Origin of the sequence: Pseudomonas batumici, assembly GCF_036585405.1 — a bacterium.
In the GTDB taxonomy this organism is placed as follows: Bacteria; Pseudomonadota; Gammaproteobacteria; order Pseudomonadales; family Pseudomonadaceae; genus Aquipseudomonas; species Aquipseudomonas batumici.
In genome coordinates, this window is record NZ_CP144470.1 from 4,405,512 (window position 1) to 4,430,804 (window position 25,293).

Annotated in this window: 30 protein-coding genes, 1 tRNA gene and 1 pseudogene; 7 read left to right on the forward strand and 25 right to left on the reverse strand. The window is 58.9% G+C overall.

Annotated features, from left to right (window positions below; translation table 11 throughout):
* Positions 1-4: 4 nt before the first annotated feature.
* Genes NUH87_RS19945 through NUH87_RS19975 form a run of 7 tightly spaced genes read right to left on the reverse strand, consistent with a single transcriptional unit; the run spans position 5 to position 6,102 of the window.
* Positions 5-1,660 (reverse strand): phage tail protein, encoded by a 1,656-nt coding sequence (locus NUH87_RS19945; RefSeq protein WP_338522410.1) that lies wholly within the window; start codon positions 1,658-1,660, stop codon positions 5-7.
* A 9-nt stretch (positions 1,661-1,669) separates the two neighbouring features.
* Positions 1,670-2,194, reverse strand: coding sequence for a phage tail protein (locus tag NUH87_RS19950; RefSeq protein WP_338522411.1), 525 nt, complete (start codon positions 2,192-2,194; stop codon positions 1,670-1,672).
* Complete coding sequence (locus tag NUH87_RS19955; RefSeq protein WP_338522412.1) at positions 2,187-3,362, reverse strand: baseplate J/gp47 family protein; 1,176 nt, start codon at positions 3,360-3,362, stop codon at positions 2,187-2,189. The genes NUH87_RS19950 and NUH87_RS19955 overlap by 8 nt, the downstream gene beginning before the upstream one ends.
* Positions 3,359-3,676: a DUF2590 family protein gene (locus tag NUH87_RS19960; RefSeq protein WP_338522413.1), complete on the reverse strand. Its 318-nt coding sequence runs from the start codon at positions 3,674-3,676 to the stop codon at positions 3,359-3,361. Before NUH87_RS19960 ends, NUH87_RS19955 begins: the two co-directional genes overlap by 4 nt.
* Positions 3,673-5,634 carry a phage tail tape measure protein gene (locus tag NUH87_RS19965; protein ID WP_338522414.1) on the reverse strand — a complete coding sequence of 654 codons (1,962 nt, stop codon included), beginning with the start codon at positions 5,632-5,634 and terminating at the stop codon, positions 3,673-3,675. Before NUH87_RS19965 ends, NUH87_RS19960 begins: the two co-directional genes overlap by 4 nt.
* Positions 5,635-5,650: 16 nt before the next feature.
* On the reverse strand, positions 5,651-5,791 hold the full coding sequence (locus tag NUH87_RS19970) for a DUF6890 family protein (protein ID WP_338522415.1): 141 nt from the start codon (positions 5,789-5,791) through the stop codon (positions 5,651-5,653).
* A 23-nt stretch (positions 5,792-5,814) separates the two neighbouring features.
* A complete protein-coding gene (locus NUH87_RS19975) occupies positions 5,815-6,102 on the reverse strand; it encodes a putative phage tail assembly chaperone (RefSeq protein ID WP_338522416.1) in 288 nt (95 codons plus the stop codon).
* Positions 6,103-6,511: 409 nt separating this feature from the next.
* On the opposite strand from NUH87_RS19975, the gene NUH87_RS19980 reads away from it, so the two are divergent.
* Entirely contained in the window at positions 6,512-6,895 is a 384-nt protein-coding gene (locus tag NUH87_RS19980) for a hypothetical protein (RefSeq protein ID WP_338522417.1), read from the forward strand.
* A gap of 172 nt (positions 6,896-7,067) precedes the next feature.
* Here the strand turns inward: NUH87_RS19980 and NUH87_RS19985 are convergent, their stop codons facing one another.
* From NUH87_RS19985 to NUH87_RS20020, 8 genes are all read right to left on the reverse strand, one after another.
* On the reverse strand, positions 7,068-7,517 hold the full coding sequence (locus NUH87_RS19985; RefSeq protein WP_338522418.1) for a phage protein: 450 nt from the start codon (positions 7,515-7,517) through the stop codon (positions 7,068-7,070).
* 3 nt (positions 7,518-7,520) lie between these two features.
* On the reverse strand, positions 7,521-8,639 hold the full coding sequence (locus NUH87_RS19990; protein WP_338522419.1) for a DUF2586 domain-containing protein: 1,119 nt from the start codon (positions 8,637-8,639) through the stop codon (positions 7,521-7,523).
* Between the two features lie 12 nt (positions 8,640-8,651).
* On the reverse strand, positions 8,652-9,308 hold the full coding sequence (locus NUH87_RS19995) for a virion morphogenesis protein (RefSeq protein ID WP_338522420.1): 657 nt from the start codon (positions 9,306-9,308) through the stop codon (positions 8,652-8,654).
* Positions 9,289-9,744 carry a phage tail protein gene (locus tag NUH87_RS20000; RefSeq protein WP_338522421.1) on the reverse strand — a complete coding sequence of 152 codons (456 nt, stop codon included), beginning with the start codon at positions 9,742-9,744 and terminating at the stop codon, positions 9,289-9,291. The genes NUH87_RS19995 and NUH87_RS20000 overlap by 20 nt, the downstream gene beginning before the upstream one ends.
* Positions 9,744-10,205, reverse strand: a complete 462-nt coding sequence (locus NUH87_RS20005) for a head completion/stabilization protein (RefSeq protein WP_338522422.1) — start codon at positions 10,203-10,205, stop codon at positions 9,744-9,746. Before NUH87_RS20005 ends, NUH87_RS20000 begins: the two co-directional genes overlap by 1 nt.
* 99 nt (positions 10,206-10,304) lie before the next feature.
* Positions 10,305-10,991, reverse strand: a complete 687-nt coding sequence (gene gpM, locus NUH87_RS20010) for a phage terminase small subunit (protein WP_338522423.1) — start codon at positions 10,989-10,991, stop codon at positions 10,305-10,307.
* A complete protein-coding gene (locus NUH87_RS20015) occupies positions 10,988-12,046 on the reverse strand; it encodes a phage major capsid protein, P2 family (protein ID WP_338522424.1) in 1,059 nt (352 codons plus the stop codon). The genes gpM and NUH87_RS20015 overlap by 4 nt, the downstream gene beginning before the upstream one ends.
* Positions 12,046-12,882: a GPO family capsid scaffolding protein gene (locus tag NUH87_RS20020; protein ID WP_338522425.1), complete on the reverse strand. Its 837-nt coding sequence runs from the start codon at positions 12,880-12,882 to the stop codon at positions 12,046-12,048. Before NUH87_RS20020 ends, NUH87_RS20015 begins: the two co-directional genes overlap by 1 nt.
* A gap of 162 nt (positions 12,883-13,044) precedes the next feature.
* On the opposite strand from NUH87_RS20020, the gene NUH87_RS20025 reads away from it, so the two are divergent.
* From NUH87_RS20025 to NUH87_RS20035, 3 genes are all read left to right on the forward strand, one after another.
* A complete protein-coding gene (locus NUH87_RS20025; RefSeq protein WP_338522426.1) occupies positions 13,045-15,066 on the forward strand; it encodes a terminase large subunit domain-containing protein in 2,022 nt (673 codons plus the stop codon).
* A complete protein-coding gene (locus NUH87_RS20030) occupies positions 15,002-15,838 on the forward strand; it encodes a phage portal protein (protein ID WP_338522427.1) in 837 nt (278 codons plus the stop codon). The genes NUH87_RS20025 and NUH87_RS20030 overlap by 65 nt, the downstream gene beginning before the upstream one ends.
* Positions 15,839-15,953: 115 nt before the next feature.
* Complete coding sequence (locus NUH87_RS20035) at positions 15,954-16,589, forward strand: hypothetical protein (protein ID WP_338522428.1); 636 nt, start codon at positions 15,954-15,956, stop codon at positions 16,587-16,589.
* Positions 16,590-16,772: 183 nt separating this feature from the next.
* On the opposite strand, the gene NUH87_RS20040 is transcribed toward NUH87_RS20035, so the two are convergent.
* Together NUH87_RS20040 and NUH87_RS20045 are read right to left on the reverse strand one after the other, a co-directional pair.
* Positions 16,773-17,390: a DUF2335 domain-containing protein gene (locus NUH87_RS20040; RefSeq protein WP_338522429.1), complete on the reverse strand. Its 618-nt coding sequence runs from the start codon at positions 17,388-17,390 to the stop codon at positions 16,773-16,775.
* Positions 17,391-17,407: 17 nt separating this feature from the next.
* On the reverse strand, positions 17,408-17,755 hold the full coding sequence (locus tag NUH87_RS20045) for a hypothetical protein (protein ID WP_338522430.1): 348 nt from the start codon (positions 17,753-17,755) through the stop codon (positions 17,408-17,410).
* 182 nt (positions 17,756-17,937) lie between these two features.
* On the opposite strand from NUH87_RS20045, the gene NUH87_RS20050 reads away from it, so the two are divergent.
* Positions 17,938-18,195, forward strand: coding sequence for an ogr/Delta-like zinc finger family protein (locus NUH87_RS20050; RefSeq protein ID WP_338522431.1), 258 nt, complete (start codon positions 17,938-17,940; stop codon positions 18,193-18,195).
* A 630-nt stretch (positions 18,196-18,825) separates the two neighbouring features.
* Here the strand turns inward: NUH87_RS20050 and NUH87_RS20055 are convergent.
* The 7 genes from NUH87_RS20055 to NUH87_RS20085 all read right to left on the reverse strand — a co-directional run bounded on the left by NUH87_RS20055 (position 18,826) and on the right by NUH87_RS20085 (position 23,665).
* Positions 18,826-19,125, reverse strand: a complete 300-nt coding sequence (locus tag NUH87_RS20055) for a hypothetical protein (RefSeq protein ID WP_338522432.1) — start codon at positions 19,123-19,125, stop codon at positions 18,826-18,828.
* Positions 19,118-19,453: a hypothetical protein gene (locus NUH87_RS20060; protein ID WP_338522433.1), complete on the reverse strand. Its 336-nt coding sequence runs from the start codon at positions 19,451-19,453 to the stop codon at positions 19,118-19,120. The genes NUH87_RS20055 and NUH87_RS20060 overlap by 8 nt, the downstream gene beginning before the upstream one ends.
* Before the next feature lie 72 nt (positions 19,454-19,525).
* Positions 19,526-19,777 (reverse strand): hypothetical protein, encoded by a 252-nt coding sequence (locus NUH87_RS20065; RefSeq protein WP_338522434.1) that lies wholly within the window; start codon positions 19,775-19,777, stop codon positions 19,526-19,528.
* A complete protein-coding gene (locus tag NUH87_RS20070; protein ID WP_338522435.1) occupies positions 19,777-20,136 on the reverse strand; it encodes a DUF7673 family protein in 360 nt (119 codons plus the stop codon). Before NUH87_RS20070 ends, NUH87_RS20065 begins: the two co-directional genes overlap by 1 nt.
* Entirely contained in the window at positions 20,133-20,333 is a 201-nt protein-coding gene (locus tag NUH87_RS20075; protein WP_338522436.1) for a hypothetical protein, read from the reverse strand. Before NUH87_RS20075 ends, NUH87_RS20070 begins: the two co-directional genes overlap by 4 nt.
* Positions 20,334-20,755: 422 nt before the next feature.
* On the reverse strand, positions 20,756-23,434 hold the full coding sequence (locus tag NUH87_RS20080; protein WP_338522437.1) for a toprim domain-containing protein: 2,679 nt from the start codon (positions 23,432-23,434) through the stop codon (positions 20,756-20,758).
* 9 nt (positions 23,435-23,443) lie between these two features.
* A complete protein-coding gene (locus tag NUH87_RS20085; protein ID WP_338522438.1) occupies positions 23,444-23,665 on the reverse strand; it encodes a hypothetical protein in 222 nt (73 codons plus the stop codon).
* An 87-nt stretch (positions 23,666-23,752) separates the two neighbouring features.
* Here NUH87_RS20085 and NUH87_RS20090 point away from each other — a divergent pair, with 87 nt between their 5' ends.
* Both NUH87_RS20090 and NUH87_RS31315 read left to right on the forward strand, forming a co-directional pair.
* The gene (locus NUH87_RS20090) at positions 23,753-24,013 is read left to right on the forward strand and encodes a helix-turn-helix transcriptional regulator (RefSeq protein ID WP_338522439.1); all 261 of its coding nucleotides are present in this window, start codon (positions 23,753-23,755) and stop codon (positions 24,011-24,013) included.
* A gap of 199 nt (positions 24,014-24,212) precedes the next feature.
* Positions 24,213-24,950, forward strand: a pseudogene (locus NUH87_RS31315) (phage integrase); the annotation flags it as partial.
* 255 nt (positions 24,951-25,205) lie between these two features.
* Here NUH87_RS31315 and NUH87_RS20100 read toward each other — a convergent pair.
* Positions 25,206-25,282, reverse strand: a tRNA-Ile gene (locus NUH87_RS20100).
* Positions 25,283-25,293 lie beyond the last annotated feature (11 nt).

Genomic DNA, 25,293 nt, shown 5'->3' on the forward strand with positions numbered 1-25,293 from the left:
TACCTCAATACTTGATACAGATCAGATAGGCGACGTTGGTCGGGCGGACCTCGTTGCCGCCCGAGGCATCAACGGTAAGCGTATGGGTGTGTGCCGCACTGTTATCGGTGACGAGGGAGTGGTAGTGCTCACCCGCGACACCGATAGTGACGCCGTGAGCGTGCGCACCCGCAACGGTGGTTTGTGCCGCGTAGTCTCCTGGCCCGCTGCCGGTGCCCTGGCGACCGAAGGACGTGTTATTGCCGGTCGCGTATATCCCATGCTGGTGGTCTCCATTTATTGTTGTACTGGCGCTGTGGGTATGATCGCCAGCGCCGTGTGTGCCACCGCCGTGAGAGTGGACCCCGCCCAGATCGGCCGTACCGGTATGTGTGTGGGAGGCGTTCTGCCCGTCCTGCAGGCTGCCCAGGGCCCGCGCTGGATCAATCCCGCCGCCGTCGCTCCAGCCGCGGATGAACTGCCCGCGCAGGTCACTCAAGTTGAACGTGGTACTGCCATCGCCAGCCCCATAGCGCGTGCCGATCACGGCAAATAGCTTGGCGTAGGCTTCACGAGAGACTGCGGCGCCATTGCACTTGAGCCAGCCCAGCGGTGCGGTCTCCATGTCGAACGCAGCGACCATTCCCACCAGGGCGTCACTGATCTGCTGATTCAGCTTGTTCAGTGCAGCCGTGGTCGCCAGGATCTCGCTGCTGTTGGTGTCCGGGTCATCGCTCTTGGCGTTGGGCAGTTGGTCCAGCCCTACGTCGTCTTTGGTGGTGGCGCGGGCGCGCAGCGCCGGATAGTCGCCGATCCGGGCGGCGAAGTGCTGGAGCAGCGGCCCATCGATGGGCTCGACCGGGCGCCGATCTACCACGCGGGAGGTGTCGGGCAGGTCGGCAATCGGAATGCAGTAGTGCCGTACGCCGGCACTGTCGGTATAGTCCTGCAGGTCGTCGCTGAACACCACGGCCCAGGTCGCGCCACGATCATTTAGGTCTCGCTGCAGGGCGACATCCAGCCAGGCCGTGGTCGGCAAATCATCGGGCGCCACGGGCAGGACGGCGAGCTGTTCGAGGCGGATGCCCTCGACATAGGCCAGCCCGGATTTGAGCTGATAGCTCCCGTCGACCTGCTCCATTGCCAGGGATTCGCCAAAGAAACACGCGCGGCCGAACAGCTCGCGATTGCTCAGGCGTTCACGCTCATCGATGCCGGTCAGGCGTACGGTGAAGTCGTGCTGCCAGGTACTGGCGTCAACATGAATGGCCGTCAGTTCCTGGGCGCCGTCAAAGGCCACCAGAATATTGCGCGTGACGTTGTTGCCAATTTGGTGCGGTGGGATGTTCTTGCGCTTTTCCTGGACAGGAACATAGGCCACGGTCAGCAGCACCTCTTCCTCCGTCTCCAGGCCCAACCAGTTCCAGTCGAAGTCGCCGATATCGCTGCCCATCATCAGGCTGTACGCGACCTGGTTGGGGTTCACGAACCCTTTCTGCGTGTACGGCGCGGTGAACACGATCTGCTCAGGCGGTGGTTTGCCCGCCTCCCGATCTAACGGCTGCTCCGGATCAAGGTCGGGCACCAGGGCGAGGACGAAGCGCCTCACCTCCAGCACTTCACCAGCGGCCTGTTTCTCGGCGATCAGGCGTTCGCCTGCCAGGGTAATCGCGGCGCCCACGAGGCTCTCCTACAGCGTGGCGACCAGCGTCTGCTGATCGTCGTTGAAGTCGACCGCTGCCAGCAGCAGGGTGACGGGGGTGATGGTCACGAAGTCGTAGCGCCTGCACGTGCGCCCGTACTGCTGCACGATCACCCGCAGCAACTCGGGGTTGTCGGACAGCTGCGAATCACTGAGCTTGAGCAGCACCACGTCCCAATCCCGATCGGGCAGCCGCTCCTCGATCTCGACGTAGCCCACCCCCAGCCGGTGCAGAACCCGCATCAGCCCGGCGGTGGAACCGGCATCCACCGAGTTGATAAAGGCGTACGCCACGCGCAGGCGGTACAGCGACTCGGGCTCACCGCGAAAGCGAGTGATATCCCGCTGCCAGGCCAGCAGATCCAGAATGTTCAGGTGGCACTGTTCGGCATCCATCTGCTGCAGGGGCCATTGCAGCCAGCCCTCGACCTTTGTCCACCAGGCTTGGACACCGGCCTTGAGCTTGGCCAGCTCGCCCGCGTTCAACCAAAAAGGCAGGTCGAGCTTAAGCATCGAGCAGCACCTCCAGGCTTTCGATCCGGGGAATGTTCAGGTCGGAAATGATGTCGGTGTTATCGAAGTACAGAGACTCGATGCGCGGGAACTGCTCGTGCAGTTCTTCACCCAGGCGGCTGAAGGAAAAGCGCGACTGCGGAAAGGTCAGGGTCGGCTGGTAGTCGCTGGCAGTGCTCTCGCGGAAGGCGGCGCGGATGAATTGTTCGACCTCAAGCTGCAAGCGGGTCCGTTGCTCGGCGTTCAGGTTCGGTCGGGGCCATAGCGTCAACGTGATGCTGTGCAAGGTCTCGGGCATCACCATGACCAGCATGTCGTCGCCGTGGCCGTGATTGCCACCGTCGCGAATGTACGCATTGATCCTTTCCAGGTATTCCGCTGCCGGCACGCCGGCCTCGAACAACACAAGTGCGTTGGCGCTGCCCGGGCCCCGGGGGGCGCCGTGCTCGAAATACACACCGTCCAAACGTACGCCGGGGAATGATGCAATCATCGCCCGGTATACCGCGTCGGTGTGGTACTGGTTGACCGCCGAGAACTGGTTACGTGTGCGCAGGCGCAACTGGTCGTTGTGCTCGGCATCGTCGCCGGGTTCGATCAGCCAGTTCTCGGTGTTCACGACCTGGACAATGCCCGGTACCGGCACCGGGAGAATGGCGTAGTACCCCGGCGCCAGGTTGAAACCGCTACCGGCCTCGATCGCCTCCACCGGAATGGCCAACTGAGCCTGGCCGTCGGCAAACACGCCGGGGAGTGTGGTTTTAAGCTCGTACACATGGCCGTTGATCGCCGCCGATTGCACACGTGTGCCGGCGGGGACTTCCAGTGTGCCGGCGGCGCTGCCCCGGGTGAACAGCAATTCGCCTCTGGCTTTGGTGGCGGCTTTACGCTCGACATCTACCGCCCAGGCCAGCATGTCCAGCCAGGCATCCTCGGCGGTTTTGACAAAGAAGTTCGGCAGTACCGTCTCGATCACGAACCGGATCAGCCACAACACCGGCTTGGTCACCAGCGCGCTGACCAGCCGCCAGAACGGTGAGAAGGCACTGGTATTGCTCAGTTTGCTGCCCTGGTCCGTCATCTCCTTTTCCCAGGCGGTTTTCAGCGTTGCCTCGGTGATGGGAATGCCGGCCTCTTTCAGCGCCTCTTCAAAGTCCACGTCGCTCACAGCGTCACCTTGATATGGCCGAATTTCACGGTCGTGGCGGTGACCAGGTACTGCCCGGGCGCTGTCGGGTGAATCCGCGCCGTGCCCGGCACCAGGCGCTCGTCAGCCTCCACCAGAAGCTCCATCTGCTGGATGCAATCGCGCTGGCGCAGACGATCACGCTCGGCGACCAGCGTCACCAGCAGCCCGCTGTCGCGGATCATGTGGGCGATGTCTTGCGCAATGCTGGCGCGGTCGTCGACCAACACCGGCTGATTCGACGGGTCCAGCACCAGGTCGTTGCCGACAATCAGCAAATCGACGTACTCACTCATCCGGCCATCTCCAACATTCCCTGCAGCTCGTGCGGGGTCATCGGTTTGCTGTTCTGGATGGTCAGGTGCTCGATGTGGGTGCCCTTGTTCTGCGTGTTGCTGTTCTGGATGCTGGTCAGCAGCCCGCCGGGCGGCACCGCCGTGGCGCGGTTGGGGGAGAGCGAAGGAATGGCGGCGTTGATGGTTTGCTGGGCGCGCTGCGCAGCCTCCAGGCTCTCCAGATTCGGCCCGGCCGGCAGCTCACCGAACTGGGCCTTGATGTCCACGCCGGGGATCTTGTTGAGCAGGGCGATCAGGCCGTTGATGGCGTTGTGAAAGATCGCCACGATGCCGTCCCAGGCAGCCTTGGCCATGCCTGACCAGCCGCCCATGGAGTCGAACCAGTCAGAGAGGGCAGTGAGCTGTTCGCTGACAAACTGGAAGGCGGCGCTGTTCATCAAGGCCGTGGTCCATTCGTCCCAGTAGTAGATGGCGGCCACAACCAACGCGCCGAGCGCGATGATGCCGGCGATGATCCAGGTGATCGGGTTGGCCCACAGTGCAGCGTTGACCAGCCAGATAGCGGCTTGCCATAACAACATGCCGGTGCGAGCGATGCCCATCCAGGTGTACAGCAGCGAGAGGCCGGCCACGAACAGGGTAATCATCGCGATATGCCCGAGGATGCGCAGGGCACCGCGCCAGTTCAGCAGGTTCCACAGCTTGAACAACACAATCACCGGCACCATGGCCGTGCGCCAGACGCCGAACACAAAGGTCATCAGCGCGACCCCCGCCGTCAGGCCCACCACGGCCAGGGCGCTCAGGCCGATGATGCGGGTCAGGTTGGGGAAGAGCTTCGACCAGCGCAATACCGTGTTGCCGCCTTCGGCCAGCCGTTCCATCAGCGGATTGAGCACGGGCAGCAACGCTTGGCCGAAGATGATCCGCACGGCGTTGACGGCCTCGCCGAAACGCTCCCAGGGGTCGGCAATGGCCTGGGCCATCTCAATGGCTTTTTCCATGCCTTTGACCTTGCCGAGCTGGTCGATGCTGTTATTCAGGCCCGCGGTTTGATCAATCAAACCGGTGATAAAGCCCAACGCCACCTTGCTGCCAAAGGCCTTTTCGATCTGCTTCATCTCGGCCAGATCCAGCGTATCGCCGAACTTGCCTTTGAGTTTGTCCAGGATGGTGAGCAGGGGCAGGATGCGGCCCTGGCTGTCAGTGAACGACAGGCCTAGCTTTTGCTGGGCGCCGTACACGCCGGCCAGAAACGCCTGGTACTTGGTCCCGGACTCGCTGCCACTCATCGTCGTTTGCAGCGTACCGAGCACCGCCAGTTGTTCGGTCATGCTGATGCCCATGCTGGTGGCCGTTGCGCCGAGGGACGAAAAGGCGCTGCTCATGCCCTGGCCCGTGGTCTTGAACATCTGTACCGCCGTGGCAGTCTGGCCGGTCAGTTGCTCGACCCACTGGGCTTTGCCCATGGCATCGGCTTGGTTTTTGAAAATCCCGTACATCGTGCCGACGTAGCCGGTGATGGTCGCGGCATCGGCTTTGGTCGCCTTGGCCAGCACGTTCGAGGCCTCGGTGAAGGTCGCCAGCTGCGTGCCGGTCAGACCCGCGATTGCGCTCTGGATGTCATAGGCCGAACTGACGAAGGCACTGGCGTTGTTGCCATACGCAATGCTGAACGCCAGGGATTTCTGATTGAGCAGATCCAGGGCGTCCGCTGCCACGCCCAGGCTCTGGACTTCGCCCAACGCGGCCTGCTGGGCGAGCGCAGGGCCCATAGCCTGCTTGAGCGCGTAACCGGCGCCGATCATGCCGGCCAGCCCCAAGCCCATCTGCTTGATTCCCTGTTGCCCTCGCTGGCCGAGCTGGCTGAAAGAGGAATCGACAAGCTTCAACGGCTTGCTGACCTGATCGACCAGGCGCAGGACAAAGTCGAGTTTGCTGGTGGCGGATGTGCTCATGTCTCGGTTCTCAAAATCAGCCTTTCAGTGCTACGGCGATACCATTGGCGACTGCGATCTCCATGCGTTTCCAATAGTTGTCTTCCAGCCATTTGGCGGTACCCAGGTTGTGCGCCGTGGGCTCAAAGCCGGGTAGCCAGCGCTCGACCAGAGCCATTAACTGACCCAGGCCGTCGTCGCTCAGGCGCTCCGCTCGGCCGAGGGCTTTTTTACGGTCACTTCAACATCCGGCGCGTACTCCTCGAGGAGCGTGCCGGCGAGTTGCATCGTCAACATCGGGTTGCGCAAGAAGGGGCGCAGCGCGTCGAGCTGGTCGGATTTGACGGTGGTCGTCAGCAAGTTGTTGGACGGCGCGACCTTGTTGTTTGGGGTGACGGCGTTGAAGTACTTGGTCACGTCCTGGGGGGCCAGGGTGAAGAGAAAGTCGTGCTCGCTGATCTGTAGGGTGATGTCGCGGTGTTCGCTCATAGGGTCTTTACTCCGGTTGATGTCGTCGTTTTCATATTGGCAGGTGAGTGGTTTCCCTTCCTCGCCCTGCAGCTCGCCAGCGCCTCGCGATGAGGGGCAATGGCCTTCCAAAAAAACTAATATTTCCTACGTGTTTTTGGCGTGGGAGAATGTTGTGCGTGCCCATTGCCGGGTCTACATTCCTGTTGTCGTTGCAAATTCAGCGATACGGGCTTGGACTCCCGGAACTCACAGTGCGTACAGCACCGCAATTGCGGTTTTTTTGTGCTCGCATCATGGCGGGCTGTGCGCGGGACACTTTCGAGTGTGCCGGGTTATCTGTGTCCCGGTTGTCCAACCTGCGTACAGTTCGCCACCATTCGCTTGGACACGAACGGCGGTGAACTCCACAAATACACGGAGACTCACCATGATTAAGAAAATCACCCCCGATCCGCCTCCCGTTTCTAACGGTCCTGTGAAATCAATGCGGCCAGACGCGGCCCGCCTGCTCGATACCCTCGCGGTAACCCTATCCAAAACCGTCAATTACGCTGACCCTCTCAGACCCACGATTTTTGCCATCCAACCTGGCGTCAAGGCTCAGGACGCGCTGGTCTACGTGTCGAAATTGCTGGAAGTCGCCGAACTGAACGGTGACGAAATCAGCTTGCATACCAATCCCGTGGAGCGGTCTCTGTTCTGGGGCATGCTTCACTCGGTAGAAATGGCGCGGGCTGTTGTGGACGCCCTGTTGGCGGGTTCGTCCTCACCTCATCACGCATCATCCGCAGTCGACCACTCACTTGGTTGACGTGGAAGGTGCTGCGGTTGGGGGGCTGATCAGCCGGTTGTATGTCCCGCCGCACGCATGAAGTGCTATCGCCATTGGCAGCCGCCGCTCTCGGTGGCTGCTGTTTTTTGCAGTCGTTCATCTCAAATCTTCTCCCCTTCGCCGCGACCAGTGAGGCAAGCTGCTTTCCACATCAGCGCAGCCCCTCAGTTTCAGTGGCGTCCAGGTACGACACGCCGTTGATGCGGATAAAATCCGGACTGGTGACGTCGAACGGCACCTTGTGAACGGACTTCTGCCCGCCCTTGGGGTCGATGTCCAATAGGCTGGAGATTTTCAGCCGGCAACCGAAGGCCTCGACGCGCAGTTCGTCGGTGGCGGTCTTGGCGAAAAACAACACATCGAACGGCTCCAATTTGCGGAACGATCCAGCGCGCCCGGCGGCCTCGATCAACAGCGAAAAGTTGGCGCTGTCGAGTTCGAACTCCCCGCTTGCCGCCACGTCGCCGTCCACATGACCGTCCGGTACACCGCGGGTCTGGGCCACTGCGCTGTTGTCGGTGATATCCAAGGTGGCTGTTTCGATATGCACCTGCAGGTCGCCCAGGTTGATATCGAAGTTCATGCCGCTGATTCGGGCCATGGGTTATTCCTCCTCGCCGGCAGACAGGTCCAAGGCGATATTGGCGGTCAGGTCCTTGGGGCAGTTGAACGGTCGGACTTTGAAATAGATCTCGATGGTGGTGCGGTTCTTCCACAGCAACACCACGTCGCCGTCCTTGGGGGGCTCGATATCGCCGGGAAACTGCTCGCCGGCAAAGGTCACGGCGCGGGCCATTTCGCGCAGTGGCCGCATCAGCTTGAGCTTGGTGCTGGCCATGCTGTTGGGCGTGCTGTTGACCTTGCGATCAGCCACCAGGCGAATCAGCAAAAGCCGGATGCGCCGTGCTGCCTTATCGACGACACGTAGATTTTCGATCACGGTGAAATCGCTACCCGGGGCATCCAGCAGGTTGGCGTCACCCCAAAACACCCCGGGATAGTCCGGATAGGTTTTCGGCACCGATAGGCGCGCCTTGTCCAGCTCGGCCAGGACCGAGGACGGTAGCGGCAGCTTCTCTTTGTCTTCAGGGGTTGGGCCCAGGCCGATCAGGGCGCCGGTTGCCACGCGCATAGGACTGTCGGCGACGCTGACTTCAGCGGTCGCCAGGCGTCCGGCCAATACGCCCAGGTCGTTGCCGTGCAGTTGCGGGACCAGCAGCACCCGTTGGGCCGCAACGCTGTTGGTCAAGGCGCGCTGCTCCGCCAGGTAGTCGGCCCATTCCTGGGTGGCGGTCGAAATACCTGAACTGGCCGCCATCACAAAGACGCGGCGACCGTAGCGGTTGTGCAAGGCCACGGCAGCGGCGTGCATGGCCGTCAACTCGGTGCTTGCGGTGATGGGTTTGGTGATCACCACGCCTTCGACCGAAACGTTTTCGGTTTGGGCTTTCTCCAGGGCATCGGCCCAATCACCATCTACGGCCAGGGGAATCGCGGTGCATGCCCAGCGGTCTCCCCCGTTGAGACGGGAGGCAGTGATCTGGGTTTTCAGATCGGAATCGTCCACACCCAGTTCAGTATCCAACTCGCTGTCGGTGTTCAGGGCCAGCAACTTGCCGACGTTTTTCGGCGCCGGGCCGATAAACAGGAAATAGCGCTCGATCTCTGTCACCGGGCCTTGTCCCAGGTTCAGGTTGTTGACGCTGACTTTGCCTTGAGCCATGGACGGGCCTCGCTATCGGGGGGCGTTGAGGGTTTGTGCCAGGACGATCTGCAGGATGTCGCGCACGTCCTGGACGTTGGCGCCCAGGACGATTCGGGCGGGCAGATCGATCTTCCAGCTCTGTTTTTTCGGATCGCCCTGCAGCAGGGAGAGGATCAGACCGGCTTGGCCGGTCTTGAGGTTTTCCATGACCCAGGCTTGGGTGGGGCGCTTCCAGCGCTTGTCCTGACGGACCCGGTAACCCGCCTTGAGCAAGGCGCGGGCCTGGGGACGTGTGGCGTGGTCCTGATACTGAGGGGTTTTGTTCCAGCGGCGCAGACGTGCGGCGGTCATGGTTTGCGACCGACCGTGCTGATGCTCACCGGCCACCCGCGATACTCGGCGGCTTTTCCAACCCAACACGGCCTGCTGGGGATTCAGGCCGATTACCTGCAGGCCTTTGCCCAGGCCGCGCAGCATCTTGCGGTTACCGCCACTTTTGCGGCGGGCATAAGGCGTTCCGTCCAGGTTGCGTTGGTCGCGGATACGCTTGCGGTCCTGGGTGCGAAGGCGTTTGCTGGCTGTATTCAGCAGACGGCGGCGCTTGGTGGCGGGCAGGTCCAGCAGCTGGATTTGCGCCCGGGCATCGAGCAGGCCGCGGATATCGAAATCAAGCATCGGCGTCGGCATGGATCACGCTCCCGTGCTCGGCGATCCACAGGTCATACGGCACGAACGCCCAGCGCTTGCCGAAGGCCTCAATCTCGCCGTCATCGGACTCGGCCAGGTGCTGGGGTTCGATAAAGTCTAGTTGCAGCTCGATGTCGGCCAGGTCCGGGTCGAGCTGGTCAATCTCAAAGGTGGGCGACGACAGATCGTGGCTTTCCCGATCAGGGTCGTTGACCTCCAACCATGAGCCGACCAGGGCCATCAGCCGGGCAGGATTGTCGCCAAAGCGCTCCATGACAATGACGGCGCGATAGCGCATATCACCCATGTGCAGGCCTTGCTCGGTGGGTTTCCAGAACAGCGGCAGGCTGACCTCTTCGGCCCAGCTGTCGAGCTGTTCGGGGGCCACCAGACGACGGGTGATCAGGTAGTCGGTCAGGGCACGGAGCTTGTACATCAGATCAGCTCCGAGGTGATGCGGCTTCGGCCCTGAATCAGGCGCACAGCTTGCTGACTGAACGCCAGGAACTGTTCGGCGGTGTCGGGCGCTTCCTTGGCCAGGTTTTGCGCCGACTCTCGACGGTTCACCGTGGCGAACTGGCTCAACAGGAAGGACTTGGCCCGGCAGTACACGGCGCGCTTGTAGCTGGCCACGTAGAAATGGCGCTCAGGCAGCACCATCGGATCGGCGCGGGAGACCTGGTGAATATCGGCGCGCTGCCAGTCGGCTTTGCGTTTAGCCAAGTCGTTGTTTACTTCGTGCATGGCGGTGGTGAGGCCGTCCACCAGCAGTTCCAGCAGGTACTCCGCCGGAAGCCGGTAGCTGCGCTGAAACTCGGCCACGTCCAGGTCCGGCCAGAAGCCGTCGTTGGGGATCGGGTGGTCGATCAGGTGCGTGGGTCTGCCGGAAAAGCTCATGGCGGTGCGCTCGTTCGAAATAAAAAGCGGGGGTGACTGCTTGCGGCCGTTGGCTGATGCCATGGCCTCGGCAGGCCCCCGCTGCGGGGGGGAAGTCGTTTATTGGCCTTCTTGTCGACGCAGGGCCTTGGTGGCGTCGTCCAGCCGGGTCTTCACCTGAATGCTCGGATACAAGGCGGCAGCGCGCTCAAAATGAGCGATGGCATCGCTCCACTGCTCCCGATCCATGGCGATGCAGCCGAGCAACTTGTGGTAGCGAGCCGGGATCTTTTCGAACAGCTGCCATTCGCCATCGACTCGGGGGAGTAGCCGCGACAGGTAGGGTTCGGGGCTGCGGTGGGCCTTGTATTCAGCGTCGGCCCACTCGATCACCGTGTCGGCGACGAAGGTCGGAATATCGCGACGAAAGCGCTCGGGCATCGGCTGTTTCTGTTGCATGGCGAAGTCGGCCAGCTCCAAACCCTCCTCGAACTGCTCGGTGTCGAACAGCCAGATCAGGACTTGCATCAGGATCGGATTTGGGTGGTTCAGGCCCGAATCTCGATAACGCTGCACGTACTCCCTGTACTTGGGCAGGAGTTCGTCGCGCTTGAGACGCTGGCGGGCGTCCAGGGCGTTGAGGTCCGACAGGCGCGCCAGATCCTCGGCCATGGCGCTGCTCATCAGGGCCAGGTGCTTTCGCGCATTGGCCGGGCCGGCCAGGGCTTGGGTCGGGCTGTAGGGCACGTCGTTGGTGGCAGGCCCCTGGTCGAGTATCCGTTGCTTATGTTTGAGGGCCAGGCTCATGCGGCGATTCCTTCCGGGGGCTCTTCGGGCGCGGTGTCGGGAACAAACTCGACGTTGTCCGCTTCGATGCTGGCGAATTTCCCCAATTGCTCGACGACATAACCTTCGTTGCGGCTGTTGTAGTCCTCGGTGCGCGAGCGTCTTGGGTTTTCCAGCAGGTGGCGTCGCCAGGAGGTGTCCTGGAAGTAGATCGACAGGTTGTTGAAGCTGGTGACGACCACGCCTTTGGGAGGGAAGAACGGGCAGGTGTAGCTGGGCAGGCCGCCGTAAGTGGCAATGACCTGGGCCATTTCGACACGTTCTTTTTCCGTGGGGGTACGACCTTGGGCGGCGTAGAGCTTGCCCTTTTCATGGGACAGCAGATCTCGTCCGATCAGGGCGACCAGATCACCGCTGCCGCGAAACACCTCATCGATCATGAGCGACACGTCATGCACCAGGGCGTCCAGGTTCGGGTAATCCCCAGTGCCGCCGATCTGGATTTTGCCGGGTGTGGCACCCTCGATCAGGATCTGCTCGGGCGCCTGTTCGCGCACCAGTTGAATCCAGCCTTTGTTCACGTCCTGAAGCATGGGATAGGCGACAGGATTGGTGTCGGCTGCCGCGTGGGTGCCATGCCAGCCGATCATGATTCGGTCCAGGGCCATGCCGGTATGCACGGCTTTGCTGTAGCGCTGGGCAAAGTCCGGGAATTTGGCCCAGGCGTCGATGGTGGCGAACGGCAGGGCGACATCGCTTTGGGTGTCGAACAGTTCGTATTCCAGACCGTTCAGGTCGAGCAGGTTTTTCGGCTCCCGGTCGGCTCGGTTCACGTCGGTGCGCCCGGTCGAGGGGCCGTTCAAGCCGAGGATGACCTTCTGTCCGCGAAGCTCCCTGACCGGGACGATGTTGATGCGCTGGAGAAAAGCCGAACTCAAGGTGATCTTGTCGTTCAGGGTCTGCGCCATGGACGGTTCAATATTGAACTCTTCCCGGGCGGAGCGAACACGGTAGGTCCGGGCAACGGAGGCTTGCAGGGCGTAATAGCGCTGCCGGGCTTCAGAGCTCAGGCTCATCAGTAGACCTCTTCTTGTGGGTCATCGACAGCACCCGTGGTGGGCGGGACGTCTTGGCCCCTGCCCTGGTTCAACGCCTTGTTGAAGGTCTCGGTCAGTTCGTCCAGCGTGCTTTTGAGGCTTTTGTATTCCTCGGACTGGAGCGCGGTGGATGGCTCGGTGGGAGCGGCTTTGTCCGGTTGCGCGGCAAAGGTCGCGGCGCTTTTTTCAAGGCTTTCTGCCGCGTTGCCGAGCTTTTCCACCGCGGCGGTGAAAGCCTCGACCGATTTCGGTTCCATGGATGGGGTCTCGTCGTGAAGGGATTCGGGAGCGTCTTTACGATGCAGTTGGCTGAACAGCCGGGAGAAAAAGGCCGTGACACGGGTGTCGTCGAGGTCGCTCGTCGACAGGTCACCCAGCGGTTCGGGAGCGCCAAAGTGGTTGCCTTCACCAGCCCTGCGTGAAAAGTGCAGGGCGTCGGTACCGAGGCTGGCGGGCTGGTCGGTTATCGCCAGGCCCGCCAGGTAAGGCTTGCCGCTGTCGGCGAAGTTGGGGCGAATCTCGATGCTGGTGAAGAGCTTCTGCGCTTCCTTGTTGAGCTGGAGCAAGCGGTCGTTGGGTTTGAGTTGGGCAAACAGGCCGACACGGCCGTCGCCCAGGTCTCGGCACTTGAGTGCGGCGACAGTGCCGAAATTGCCCAGGTAGCGAATGTGTTCGTACCAGATGACGGCGGTGTAATGGTTTGGGTTGTAACAGGTCGCCATATCGCGCAGGTCTTGGGCATCGAGAGTGCGGCCATCGGCGGTCTTGCCGCTGGTGGCGATGCATTTCCAATCGGTGACAAGGGCGCGGGTCATGGGGTTGTTTGCTCGGTTCGGTTTGCAGTTGCCGTCACGATAGGCACCTGAAAGACCGCAAACAAACGGTTCTACTGCGCGTTTCTCCTAGAAACGATAAATAGGATATTTGCGGAGTTTTTGAGCGGGTTTCGCTGATTTTCGCTGCATAAACTGCGCTTCATGCCCTATTCCATCGAAATCAAAGAAACGGCCAAACGCCTCTATTTGCGTCGCTGCAAGCCGCGAGAAATTCAGGTCCAGCTCAAGCTGTCCAACGTCCGTATCGTCTACTACTGGATCGAGAAAGGCGGTTGGGATGACTTGCTGTCTGACGAGGAGCCGCTGACGGCGGTGAGCCGGCGCATCACCTTGTTGCTGGAAAAATCGGGGTCGCTGGCCAAAGGCGAGCTGGACGAGTTGGACCGGCTGACCACCGTGCGCGAGCGGCTGCTGAAGCAGTGCGCGAAGTCGCTGACCGGCGAGCGACAGGTAGAGCCCCGTGAAGAGCGAGGCGAGCGCCCCAGGCAACACGACCCGGACGGCCATCGGAAGAAAAAGCCCAAACCGGTCAAAAACGACATCTCTCACCTGACCGAACTGGACTTCCTGGAGAAATTCACCAGCCAGCTATACGGCTATCAGAAAGAACTGTTCGAGGCCAAACAGAACTCGCTGACGCGGCGGATTCGCAACGTGCTCAAGTGCCGTCAGTCCGGCCTAACTTATTACTTCGCCGGCGAAGCGTTCATGGACGCGGTGCTGACCGGTGACAATCAGATGTTCCTTTCGGCCAGCCGGTCCCAGTCGGAGATTTTTCGTAACTACATCATCCATTTTGCGCAGAAATGGTTTGGCCTGGAACTGACGGGCAACCCGATCATTCTGAGCAACGGCGCCGAGTTGCGTTTCCTGAGTACCAACAGCAGCACCGCCCAGGGCTACCACGGTCATGTGTATGTGGATGAGTATTTCTGGATCCGCGACTTCTCCAAACTCAACACCTTGGCCGGTGCCATGGCCACCCACAAAAAATGGCGCAAAACCTACTTCTCGACGCCTAGCGCCACCAGCCATCAGGCCTATCCGTTCTGGACGGGCGATGAGTTTCGCCGAGGCAAGCATAAAAACGCCAGCCAGCGATTCCCAGGCGAGGCCGAGCTACGCAAAGGGGCACTCTGTCCAGACGGGCAGTGGCGCAAGATCATCAACATCCACGACGCCATTGCCGGTGGCTGTGACCTGTTCGACCTTGAGCAGTTGCGCCTGGAAAACTCGGACGAAGTATTCGAGCAGATTTACCTGTGCCAATTCATCGACAGCACGCAGAGTGTGTTCCACCTGGCCGACCTGGAGCGCTGCTATTCGGACCTCAGTCTGTGGACCGACTACAACACTGATCCGAAGGCCAAGCGCCCCTTCGGCAACAGCCCGGTGTGGATCGGTTATGACCCCAGTCGGACCCGCGACGATGCCACTTGCGTGGTGGTGGCGCCGCCGTTGGAACCGGGGGGACGGTTTCGCATTCTGGAAAAACATTCCTGGCGCGGCCACTCCTTCACCTATCAAGCGGCCCAGGTCAAAAAGCTGTGCGAGCGCTTCAACGTCCAGCACATCGGGATCGATGTCACGGGCGTGGGCTACGGCGTGTTTGACCTGGTGCGTGAGTTCTTCCCGCGGGCAACGCCGATCCATTACAGCCTGGAGACGAAGAACGCGCTGGTGCTCAAGGCTCAGGACACCATCCAAGGGACGCGTATCGAGTGGGACGCCGGTTGGAACGATATCGCCGCCGCCTTCCTGACGATCAAGCGTGGCGCCACGGCCAGCGGCCAGATCACCTACAGCGCGTCCCGGACCGAGGCCACCGGTCACGCCGATATTGCCTGGGCGGTAATGCATGCCCTGGCGAAAGAACCCCTCAATTTCAACAAACAGCGCAAAAGCCGCTGGTCGACCGTCGAAGGCCGTGATGACCGTACTCAAGCAGCAACCTCAAGAGAAGCGCCCGATGCAGGTGTTCAGTTTTGGCGAGCCGGAACCGGTGCTGTCCAACGAGCTGGGCGGGTATCTGGGCGTGTTCGCCAGCCACGACGGGCGTTTTTACACGCCGCCCGTGTCTCGTATCGGGTTGGCCCGGTTGCTCCGCGCCAACGCGCACCACGGCACGATCCCGCGCTTCAAGCGCAATCTGTTGTTGCGTGACTTCCAACCATCGGCGGGGTGCAGTGCCGCGACCATGGGGCGCGCCGCGCTGGACTTCATGGTGTTCGGGGAGGCGTACTTTCAACGGCTGCGTAATGTGATCGGGCAGGTGCTGGAGCTGCGCCACCTGCCGGCGATCAATATGCGCTGCAAGGTCGGCGGTGGGTTTGTGATGCTGTTGCCCCATGGGAAGGAGCTGCACTTTGACGCGGACGAGGTGGAGCACGTGAAGGAGTACGACGTGGAGCAGGATATCTACGGTGTGCCGGATTACTTGGGGGGTATGCATGCGTTGCTGTTGAACGAGTCGGCGACCCTGTTTCGGCGCCGCTATTACAACAACGGCGCCCATGCGGGGTACGTGTTTTATACCAACGACCCCGACCTGTCGGAAGAGGATGAGAAACGGCTGAAGCACCAGATTGCCGGGAGCAAGGGCGTCGGGAATTTTCGGTCGTTGTTCGTGAACATTCCGGGTGGGAGTGACAAGGCGATTCAGATCATCCCGGTGGGGGATATTGCGACGAAGGACGAATTCGAACGGGTGAAGAACATCACGCGCAACGACGTGATCGCTGCGTGGCGGATGAACCCAGCGTTGGCCGGGGTGATGCCGGAAAATGCGGCTGGGTTTGGGGATATCGAGAAGATCGACCGGGTGTATACGAATAATGAAATACGGCCGATTCAGCAGTTGTTCTTGCAAATTAATAGCCGTCTGCCTAAGGGGCGGGCGGTCGGATGGACGAATGGCAAAGCCCAGGCCAGATAACGAGTTCCCTATTCTTGACTAGACTCCTGTGCCGTGCTGTCGTACGAGTCTCGGCAAGGAAGGAAACTAAGGTCCCTCAGACCCGAGACGGAACGTTAAATGAGCGAGGCTTAACATGGCATTTACATTTACCGCACCTGTAGCCGATCTGTACAATCAGTGTGAAACGTTAAGAGCAGCCAATAATAACGTCTATCTTATTTATCGCTTTGACAATAACGATCAAACCTTGGAAGCCATATGGGATGCGGGCTATAGGAGTGGGCGGGAGAATTTTTTTAGAGATGGAGTAGCCTTGCATCACCCAGTAGAAAAACTCCAAAGACAAGCTATGAATAATTCGGCGTTTCTTGTGGGGGCAAACGGTAAATCTACTGGGGCCGCCTTGAGAGGTTTTACTCATGCGCCTTCGGAAAATCAGATTGGAGGTCACGCCGAAGAATTTCTTATTCAAAAGCTAATGATGCTATCAATGCCGCCTCATGAAATTGATATTTATATATCAAGAATCCCGTGCGCCGCTACCTCAATGCCATGGAATTTCCGTTTCAATGGAAATGTCATGAAATTGCCTGGAGGGTGTGGCCCGAAACTATACACAGCTATGAAGCTAACCCCTCAAATAAAATGGAACCTTGCCTATGGAGAGAGTTACAGTGGAGCGATGCAAACTAGTTGTCGCGAAGCTATTGATAGAATGAATCTGTTGCCCAATGCAGTGGCAGGACATATTTCAACCTTCCTTGGTTAAACAATGGAGTTTAAGAAGTTGTCAGTGGCTGTTCGTATTGTTCAGCGCTAAAGTGTGTTACTTGGTAGGCATATCTATGCCGCCGTTGTCCAAATAGACACGGTTGCCAGAGAAGAGACTGCTGAGATGGATGGAGAGCAGCATAACGCCTGCATCAGCCGCGCAGGCGCTTTCATTGAGCGATTATTGACCAGGCTTTTTAGGTCGTCTGCGTGTCACGAAAACGGCTGCGATGGCAACCATCGTAGAGCCGATCATGCCAGCACCGATTTCAGGATGCCCTAAGTGGATGAGATACCCGCCCAGTAGCAGTACCCCAAAAGCCAAAGCGCCGCCGATGTTCTGGCCTCGCCGTTCACGCTGTTCGATCAGGTTCAATGAATTCGACTTAACCGTCAGGTCGGTAGCTTGATTATTTAATGTTGCAGTGAGTTCTTCTTTACGAACATCAAGCATACCCATTTCCATTTTATGTCGATGAGTTTGCTCGGTTTTCATCAACTCGAACATGAGGTGGGCGCCGCCTTCTACAACGGATTCGTACTCCCTCAGTTGTCGTGCTGACAAAGTACCTGCAAGATGACGCTCTTCGGCAATCGAAATGGCGACCATCGAGATTGCGTCGAGAGTGGCTTTGCTTTGGCTACTTTTGAGCAGTGCGCTGATGGCGGGATCGTATTCCCCCAACGCTTGCAGCGCTGCGGAAACTTCTTCTACGATTTCGCCGGAGTCAGCGGTGGGGTCTAATTCGAGTGCTATTTCTTTTTCACCAGATGCTTCAGATTCTGTATGTTTTATCATCGGTTAAGGATCGATCCTTAGGCTTGAGTTCGCCTGGAGTTACGCACCGTTGCAAAAAATTGTTTGGAGGCGGCTTGGTAGTCGTCAGTTAGCCTTTTGATATCACTACCCAAACTACAGGCGCTGCTATAGCGATCAATATCAACAATTGATTTCAAGGCGGACATGCTTTGATCTGTCCGAGTGTTTTGAGTGAGCGGCAAACCCTCAGTGACCTTCTTGGCCAGCCTGCCAGCTTCCTCGTAGGGGTCGCCGTCGGGATACAGGTTCAGAACGGAAGAAAATGCGTCGAAATCCAGTTTGTACTTCGCCATGTCTGCGGTGCCTCGTTGTGTTTGCCCTGCGATTTTGTAGGACAGGTCCATCCTGCTACGCGTAAAGCATTGAATGGATACATATACTGAAAATATAGCCAAAAGCGTAACAGCGTAAAGGGCTAAACCTATTCAAGATGTTATCTCGGCGCCTAGATCTGGTGCCCAAGATGTTAAAGTCCCCCAGATATTGTGTTTTTAGCGTGTTACGCCATACGTCGGGGGACAGGTCATTGCGTATCTATTGTGGTAGTTGTGGGGCCAAGGGCCGTATCGCTTCGCGGGAGCAGCTTTCGTCTGCGTTCACCAAGCTGTACTGCCAATGTCTGGACCCTGTCTGTGGTCACACGTTCGTCATGAACCTGACCTACTCCCATAGCCTGCGACCACCGGCCGGGAGTGGCGATCAGTTGCTGTTTGACCGCCTGCGTGAGCTGCCAGCGGCCAAACAGCGAGAGCTGTTCGATCAGTTGGGCGCTTTGTCGTCCTGAAATACGGCTCTCTTCAGCACGCTTAAGCTGTCATCCAGCCGTTGAGTCGACCAACGGAGGACAGCGGTGACACCGCTGCTTTCGTATTCATCCAATGCCCTGGCGGCAACAGCCACTCCCATACAGGTGACAACACACGAGACTTCGTTGATCGTGTCCAACGCCTCTATTACTTTGCAGTCCAGGTTTGCCAAACTTATTTCTCCTTTGATAGTCGGAAGACTCCGACATACTTTAGGGACGAATGAAATAAACAGTCAAGGTTATGGCTGATGAGGTCTTGGGGGGTGTATATATATTTCAAGTGAAAACCTTGATTTCTAAGTGATTGTTTTTAAAGAGAATATTTTCACAGTGAGAGTTTTCTGAATTTAAATCCAGTTCTGACAAGCATTTCTCATTTTTGTGTAGTCTGCTTATTTGTTGTTGAATATTTCAAGAAAAGTCTGATAGCAGTTTTCTTGATCTTCCTTGTCGGGGCCGCTGCGTCACTTGGATTTCATTTTTTCCATGATTGAGTAAGGCAAAGTCTTACATGCTTGGTGTGCTTTTCTCTGGAGCTAGAAGTGCAACCGGCCAAAACAGAGGACGCCTAAACGCCCTCTATCTGGACTCAGTTTTTTCGACGTTCTACCAACCGTCTTTATCCTGTATGCCTTCAAATCTCACCATGCCGAGCCGTCGGGTGCCCATGGCGTCGACCATGCCCACCAGGAACTCGTGTCGGGGCAATTGCACTTGGAACACGCCGAGCTCCGTGTAGACCTCCAGCACATGGCTGGCGTGGTAGATATGAAAGGCCGTCGTCACGCCGAGCTGTAAGCGGGCCTGCTTTTCACGGGCCGGGCTGGCCCGGTAGATCGGTACTTGCCCGTGGTACAGGCTTTTCACCAGGTCTTCGACATTGACGGGCTCGGGGGTGTCATCCATGGCGAGGCTCTCCCTGTGGTTTTTCGGCGCGTCGTCTGGCGCTCAGGGCCAGCAGCAATAATCGAATGTCACGGCGCAGTGCTTGGTTCGCTTGAGGCGTTTGCCCCAAGGCCACCAGGGACTGTTGCAACCGCTCATAAGCGAGGCCCAGCAGGGCATTGTCGCGTGGCACCTGCCTGACGATCCGGACGGAGACGAAGACGTCGCCCCGCATTTGTCCGGCGAGTTGCGGGTCCGTAGAATCGGGCCGGGGCCTGCGCATCAGGCAGTAGTGCATCAGGACTGTGGACGTGTAGGGCTCGAAAGCGTCGTGCTGTTCAGGGTTCATCGGTGTGTTGCTCCGTGGTTGATACGGATGCCGAGGGGGCGCCGGCAAGCTCTCCCCCTCAGCCCCATCTTTTCAGGCTTCCCGCGTGGGGCTCGCCGTGTAGACCGGGCGCAGGCTGCGCACGACTTCGAAAGTGCCCATGTCGATTCCGTCCACCCGTCTCAAGTGAACGACGCTGACCTTTCTCGGTGGGTCCAGAGGGCGCTGGCGCCAGTAGAAGCTGGCGACCAGTTCCGCCAGGTTCGTCGGGGTGCAGACATCGTAGTAATGGTTGGGCAGCGTGATGCGCTCGGCATCGCCGTTGACGCTGTAGAAGATGTCCATCAGTGCGTCACCACCGGGGCCCAGCGTTTCACCAGTTGGGCCCAGATCTTTTGGCCGTCCTCCAATCGCTGATGCACCTCAACTTCTGGCTGGTAATCCAGCGACAGGACGCTCATGCAGTCCTGGAACAACGCCAGGTCCAGTGAACGCAATTCGGTCAGGTCGAACGCGTAGCTGTCGCCGTCGTAAAGACCGAGTAGGAACCGACCGACGATGCGGCTCTGCCCGAAGTCCTGTTGGGCAACATGAACCAAACGGTTCAGGGCGCGTTCACCGGCCAGGACGATGAAGGGGCGTATTTCGCGGTAAATCAGCATTTCGACGAGGCTCTTGGGCAGGCCGTTGAGGTTGTTGGTCATGGGTGTTGATCCTTGTTTCGTGGTTGAGAAAGTTGATGTCGCTGGGTGTTGAGCCGCATCCGCATGTCTTCACGCAAAGCGGTTTTTTTCTTCGGGTCGTTGAGCCAGTCGACGATTTCCTGCCGGCTCCACCGGGTCAGCAGATGGCGGGCAAGGCAGTCGCGGCGAAAGGCTTCCTGTTCCGAAAGTTCGGTCACCGTCGTACCGGCGTGGATGAAGTTCGCGGGCGGGCTCTCGGCGTCTGGAATTTTTGAATCATGGCCGGATGGGAGGGCCGTTTGGCCTTGTTCTGTGGTGTTTCGCGTGCGGCTACGGGTCGTTCAGCGGGGGTGGAATGCGCTGAACTATCGAGGTGTGGATAAAGCTCTGGAGCCCCCGTTTTTAAAGGCCCGTAGCGGAGTTCAACCAGGCGGGAAGTAATGGAATGTGGCTGTAATGAAAAGTGGTTCAGCGTCGGACACTGAACTTCCAGCAGGGTAGTTTTATAAGTAGCTGTATTCATTTGATATTTACCTCTTAGTTCAAAAATTACAGATGGAAAATGGCACCGCACACAGGCTCTTGGTCAAATCGCAGGCAGCCGATCCCCTTGGGTGAAAAACGCTTTCTAGTCAGTTAGTTATCTGTGTTTCTTGAACAGCCAGCAGTTGATGGTGCGGCGTTCGAGCCGGGAATAGGTCTTCCGGCTTTCCATGAAGGTGTAGGTCGTGCTTTTTGGCAGGGCGCGCTGGAGTTGCACCCGCGTCAGTACCTCCTGGCCGGCTTTGCGACAGGCCTCCTGAAAGTGTTCGATGTTGATGGCGATGACGCCGCGGTCGCTGCTGTGATTGAGGGTTTCGTGAATCTCCTCGCGGGTGCCGTGGGCGTCGGTGATGCTGACCCGGCGCTCGTTGAGGTACTGATAGATCTGCCAGAACGCAGCGGCGTCTGGGTGTTCCAAGCGGCAGCGTTGTTGTCGATCGATGGCTCGCACTTCCAGATGTTTGGCGAGTTGCTCGGTATCGGCATCGGTCCAGGCCGGGAACAGCGCTTGTGTGGCGTAGGCGGCTGCCAGTATCTGGGCATGGGTCATGGTTATCCGGGCGTCGGTAATGGCCCCGACCGCCTGCATGCGCTGCTCGAAACGGGGGAAAACTTCGAAGTAGCGATCGAGCCAGCCTTGTTCGAATGACAGGCAACGGCGCAGATACCCGCCCAGGTATCGGGCGTCCAAGGCTTTGAGGCGATCGGCCAAAGGTTTGAGGGCCAGGGAGTGGTGTTCCTTGCTGGCATGCAGGTGAACGATGCGCGACAGGAAGGCTATGGAGGCGTCGACACTGGCGTTTTGTGAGATGGCCAGGGCGCCGCGCCATAGCGTGGTGCGCGTTTCGTTGCCGGTGGTTTTGGCCCCTGTCACGCGCAGTTTGGCGTGGTAGTCGAACAGGTTTTTATAGTCGTCGAAGTTGAACTGCACGATGACTTTGCGGCCCTGGGCGTCGGTGTATTCGCGGTCCGATTCGATCAGCACCACGGGCAGATTGCTCACTTCGGCGAAGGCGCGGGAAAGGCCCACGGCACTCGCGCCCGTGCCGCTGGGACGAGTGCCTTCTTCGTTGGCGCGCCCGGCCAGGCGCCAGAGGAAACGCAGCAGGGTGGTTTTCCCCGCGCCGGGATCGCCGGTGAATTCGAGTACGGCGAATGAGCCCTGGCGGACGCCGATCTGCTGGACAAAGAAGGAGGCGGTCCACCAGGACAGGACGGCCAGCCCGTTCAGGCCGTTGACGGCGAGGAAGTCCGGGAACCATTCCGGGTCGAAGTCCTGGCCCTTGTCCATCGCAAAGGTGTTGAGTGTGGTTTTAACTCCGTCGCTGCCGACCTCTATGAAGCCGTGTTTGTTGACCGGTAGTTCGCGGCCTTGGTAGTAGCCATAGCCGGGAAAGCAGTAGATGCCGCTGGTGTCGTCATAGCCCACGAACGGCAGGCTTCGGACGGTGCGCACGGCGCGGGATTCGTCGTTGAGCCATTTGGCTTTGAGCATGGCCAGGACGCTTTCGCCGCCTTCGAAGTTGCCGCCCGGGGTGTGTTCGAGCAGCGAGCGGGCAAAGCCGCGTGGGTCGGTGATCGAGCCCGGGGCCAGGGGGGCTTTGCAACTGCGGCTTTTGTCCGGGAAGCGGAAGTCGAAGAAGTAGCGCTGTTCGCCCGTGACGATGTCCTTTTCCAGGTACTCCAGGTCAGGGATGCAGTTCGCGACCTGTTTGATTTTCAGGTGGCGGGTGAAGGTTTCGCGGTTGCCCTCGACCTTGTCGTCTCCCAGGTCTTTGCCCAGTTCGGCCTGGTTGACGCGGGCGGAGTAGAGGCGGTTGCGGAACTCCATCAGGTAGAAAGCCACAGGGCGGCGCAGGTAGAGCAGGTAGGCGAGTTTGGCGGTGGTCTCGGCGGTGAACAGGCGCCCTCGATAGCAGGCCTCTTGCATGAAGTCGGCGGTCAGTTGGCGGTCGCGGTAGACATCGTCCCAGTCGCGCTCACCGGCCAGGGCGACCCAGCCGATTTCGTGTATCTCGCGCAGTTGGCTCAGGTATTTGGGGATGTATTTGTGGCCAGCCGCGTCATCGTCCAGGGCGATGACCCAGGTGATCAGCTTGCCCTTGTGGGCCTCGATGATGTCCCACGGGAAGTTGACGCAGCTGATCGCGGCAATGGCTTTGAATCCGGCCAGGTGCAGGGCGATGGCGTGGAAGATGCCTTCGACGATGTAGACCCGATCATTGCTGTCGATGGTCATGCCCTTGGGCATCCAGCCGCTGGCCTTATAGGACATGCCGTATTTGATACCGGCCTTGATGCCGTCATTGGCCGTGACCGCAGTGGTGTCGATGAGGCGTTCCCAGTAGCCGTTGCACAGGGGGAAGCGCACGGTGTCGGCCCAGGTGCCGTTGGCGAGCTTGCGCCGGCCCTGTTCGTACCAGCCTTGCAGGCGTTGGATATCGAATCCGCGGTTGCGCTGCAGATAGGCGTCGGCCGTGGCGTTGGGCTGTTCGTTGGTGGCGGGGAAACGCTCACTCAGGTTTTCGAACAGGTAGTGGTAACGCTCGTGGGTCTTCTCTTCGAACTGGCATTCGGACTCGCGATTGCATTTCAGCACATAGGGTTTTTCTCGACTGATGAATAGTCGGCGCTGGCCGCAATTCGGGCATTTACCTTTTTGCAGGTACCTGTCGCCGATGTCTTCGAAGTCGAGCTGGGGGTCTTGCTCCAGGGCGTTCAGGACGTCCGTGCGGTAGAGCTCGTCGAAGTGTTTCTGGTCGTGTTTGGGTTTCATGCCGCCCCCTTAGCGCAAACCGTCATGGGTGTTGACGCGCTCGGCCTGGGCGGCGGCTTCGGCCAGCAGCGCGATCATGTTGACCAGAACGGCCTTTTTGGAGCCGTCGTCTTTTTCCCTGATCAGGAGGCGCCCGTGCTGGATGTCGTGGCGGATGGCACGCTCAGACTGACCAGAGCGACGCGCGAGCTCCCGCACGGTGGTATAGGGCGTGTCGATACAGATCTGCATTTGGTAAGCTCCGTGTATGTATGTGCAGCTAATGTGTACATTCATACACAAATTATGTATTTACATACACTTTGTCAAGAGGTGAATATGGAGCTGGGCATCAAGCTCAAGGAGATACGTCTCACCGAACGGTTGGGCCAGAGAGAGTTCTGCGAACTGACGGGCATCAAGCTGGAGACGTTGAAAAGCTACGAGTACGGGCGCAGCAAGTCGGTCAATTCGGTCGAGCTGCTGAAGGTCACGACCCATCCGCAGTTTGAGAAATACGCGCTGTGGCTGGTGACTGGGAAGACCTGCTCGGAGTGCGGACAAATCACCCCTCTGATAGGGGGGACTGAGGACTGCTAGGAAGCAGTGGAGGAGTATGGCTATTCGAAAATTGCAGGATGGTCGCTATGAGGTGGACTTCCGGCCGGATGGTAGCTACGGGTATCGCACGCGGAAAGTGTTTCGGACGCGCAATGAGGCCCTGAAGTACCAGAACCAACTGATGGCGGATCTGGCCAAAGGGGTTGTACCGAAGCCTGTGAAGCATGATTCAAGATCGATGCTCGATCTGGTGAATCGCTGGTATGCCGTCCATGGGCGCAATCTCAAGACCGGCGCCGAACGCTTGTCCTTGTTGTGCAACATGGTCGAGTGCATGAAGAACCCCAAGGCAGCGAAGTTCAGTGCCGCCCATTTCTCGCAATATCGTGCGGAACGGTCGGAGGGCAAGCATGCCAGGACAAGTCCGGGGAAATGTGCTGCGAAGGAGGGGGAGGAGAGCAAGCCGGTCAGCGCTAATACGCTAAATCACGAACTCGCCTACTTGCGGGCGGTGTTCAATGAACTGAGTCGGCTGGGAGAGTGGGAAGGGGATAACCCTCTGGCGAAGGTTCGTAAGCTTCAATTCGATGAAACAGAAATGGCTTACCTGCTGACGGAAAACATTGTGGAGTTGTTGGCCGATTTGGATACACGAAAGTCGGACGCGCATCTGGTGACAGAGGTTTGTTTAGCGACAGGCGCCCGGTGGGGCGAGGCACAAAAGTTACATCCCCGGCAGGTTCGCAATGGACTGGTGCATTTCAGCAAAACGAAATCCAGTAAAAACCGTACGGTACCCATCTCGAAGGAACTTGAGAGCCGGCTCAAGAAAGCTCTGCCGTTCAAGTATTGCTACAACACCTTCCGCCGGTCAGTCCAAAAAATCGGCTTGGAATTGCCCGAAGGCCAGTTGACTCATGTATTGCGCCATACCTTCGCAAGCCACTACATGATGAACGGTGGCGATATCTTGACGCTCCAGCGTGTGCTCGGGCATTCGACCTTGGCAATGACACAAAAATACGCACATTTCAGCCCGGGGCACATGGCCGAGGTGGTCGAGCTGAACCCGCTGACGGTGATTGCGAAGAAGAAAAAACCGGTCGCTTCAGAACGAGAAATTTTGAGATTGGACGAATCTTGGACGGAAGGCGATTTTTGGCAGTTTTTCGAGCCGGAAAACTCGCTTTGCCAGAAATGCGAAGGCCGCGTAACACGCGGCCTCCAGAGGTGGTGGGCCCACACGGACTTGAACCGTGGACCAAAGGATTATGAGTCCTCTGCTCTAACCAACTGAGCTATAGGCCCTCAGTAGGCCG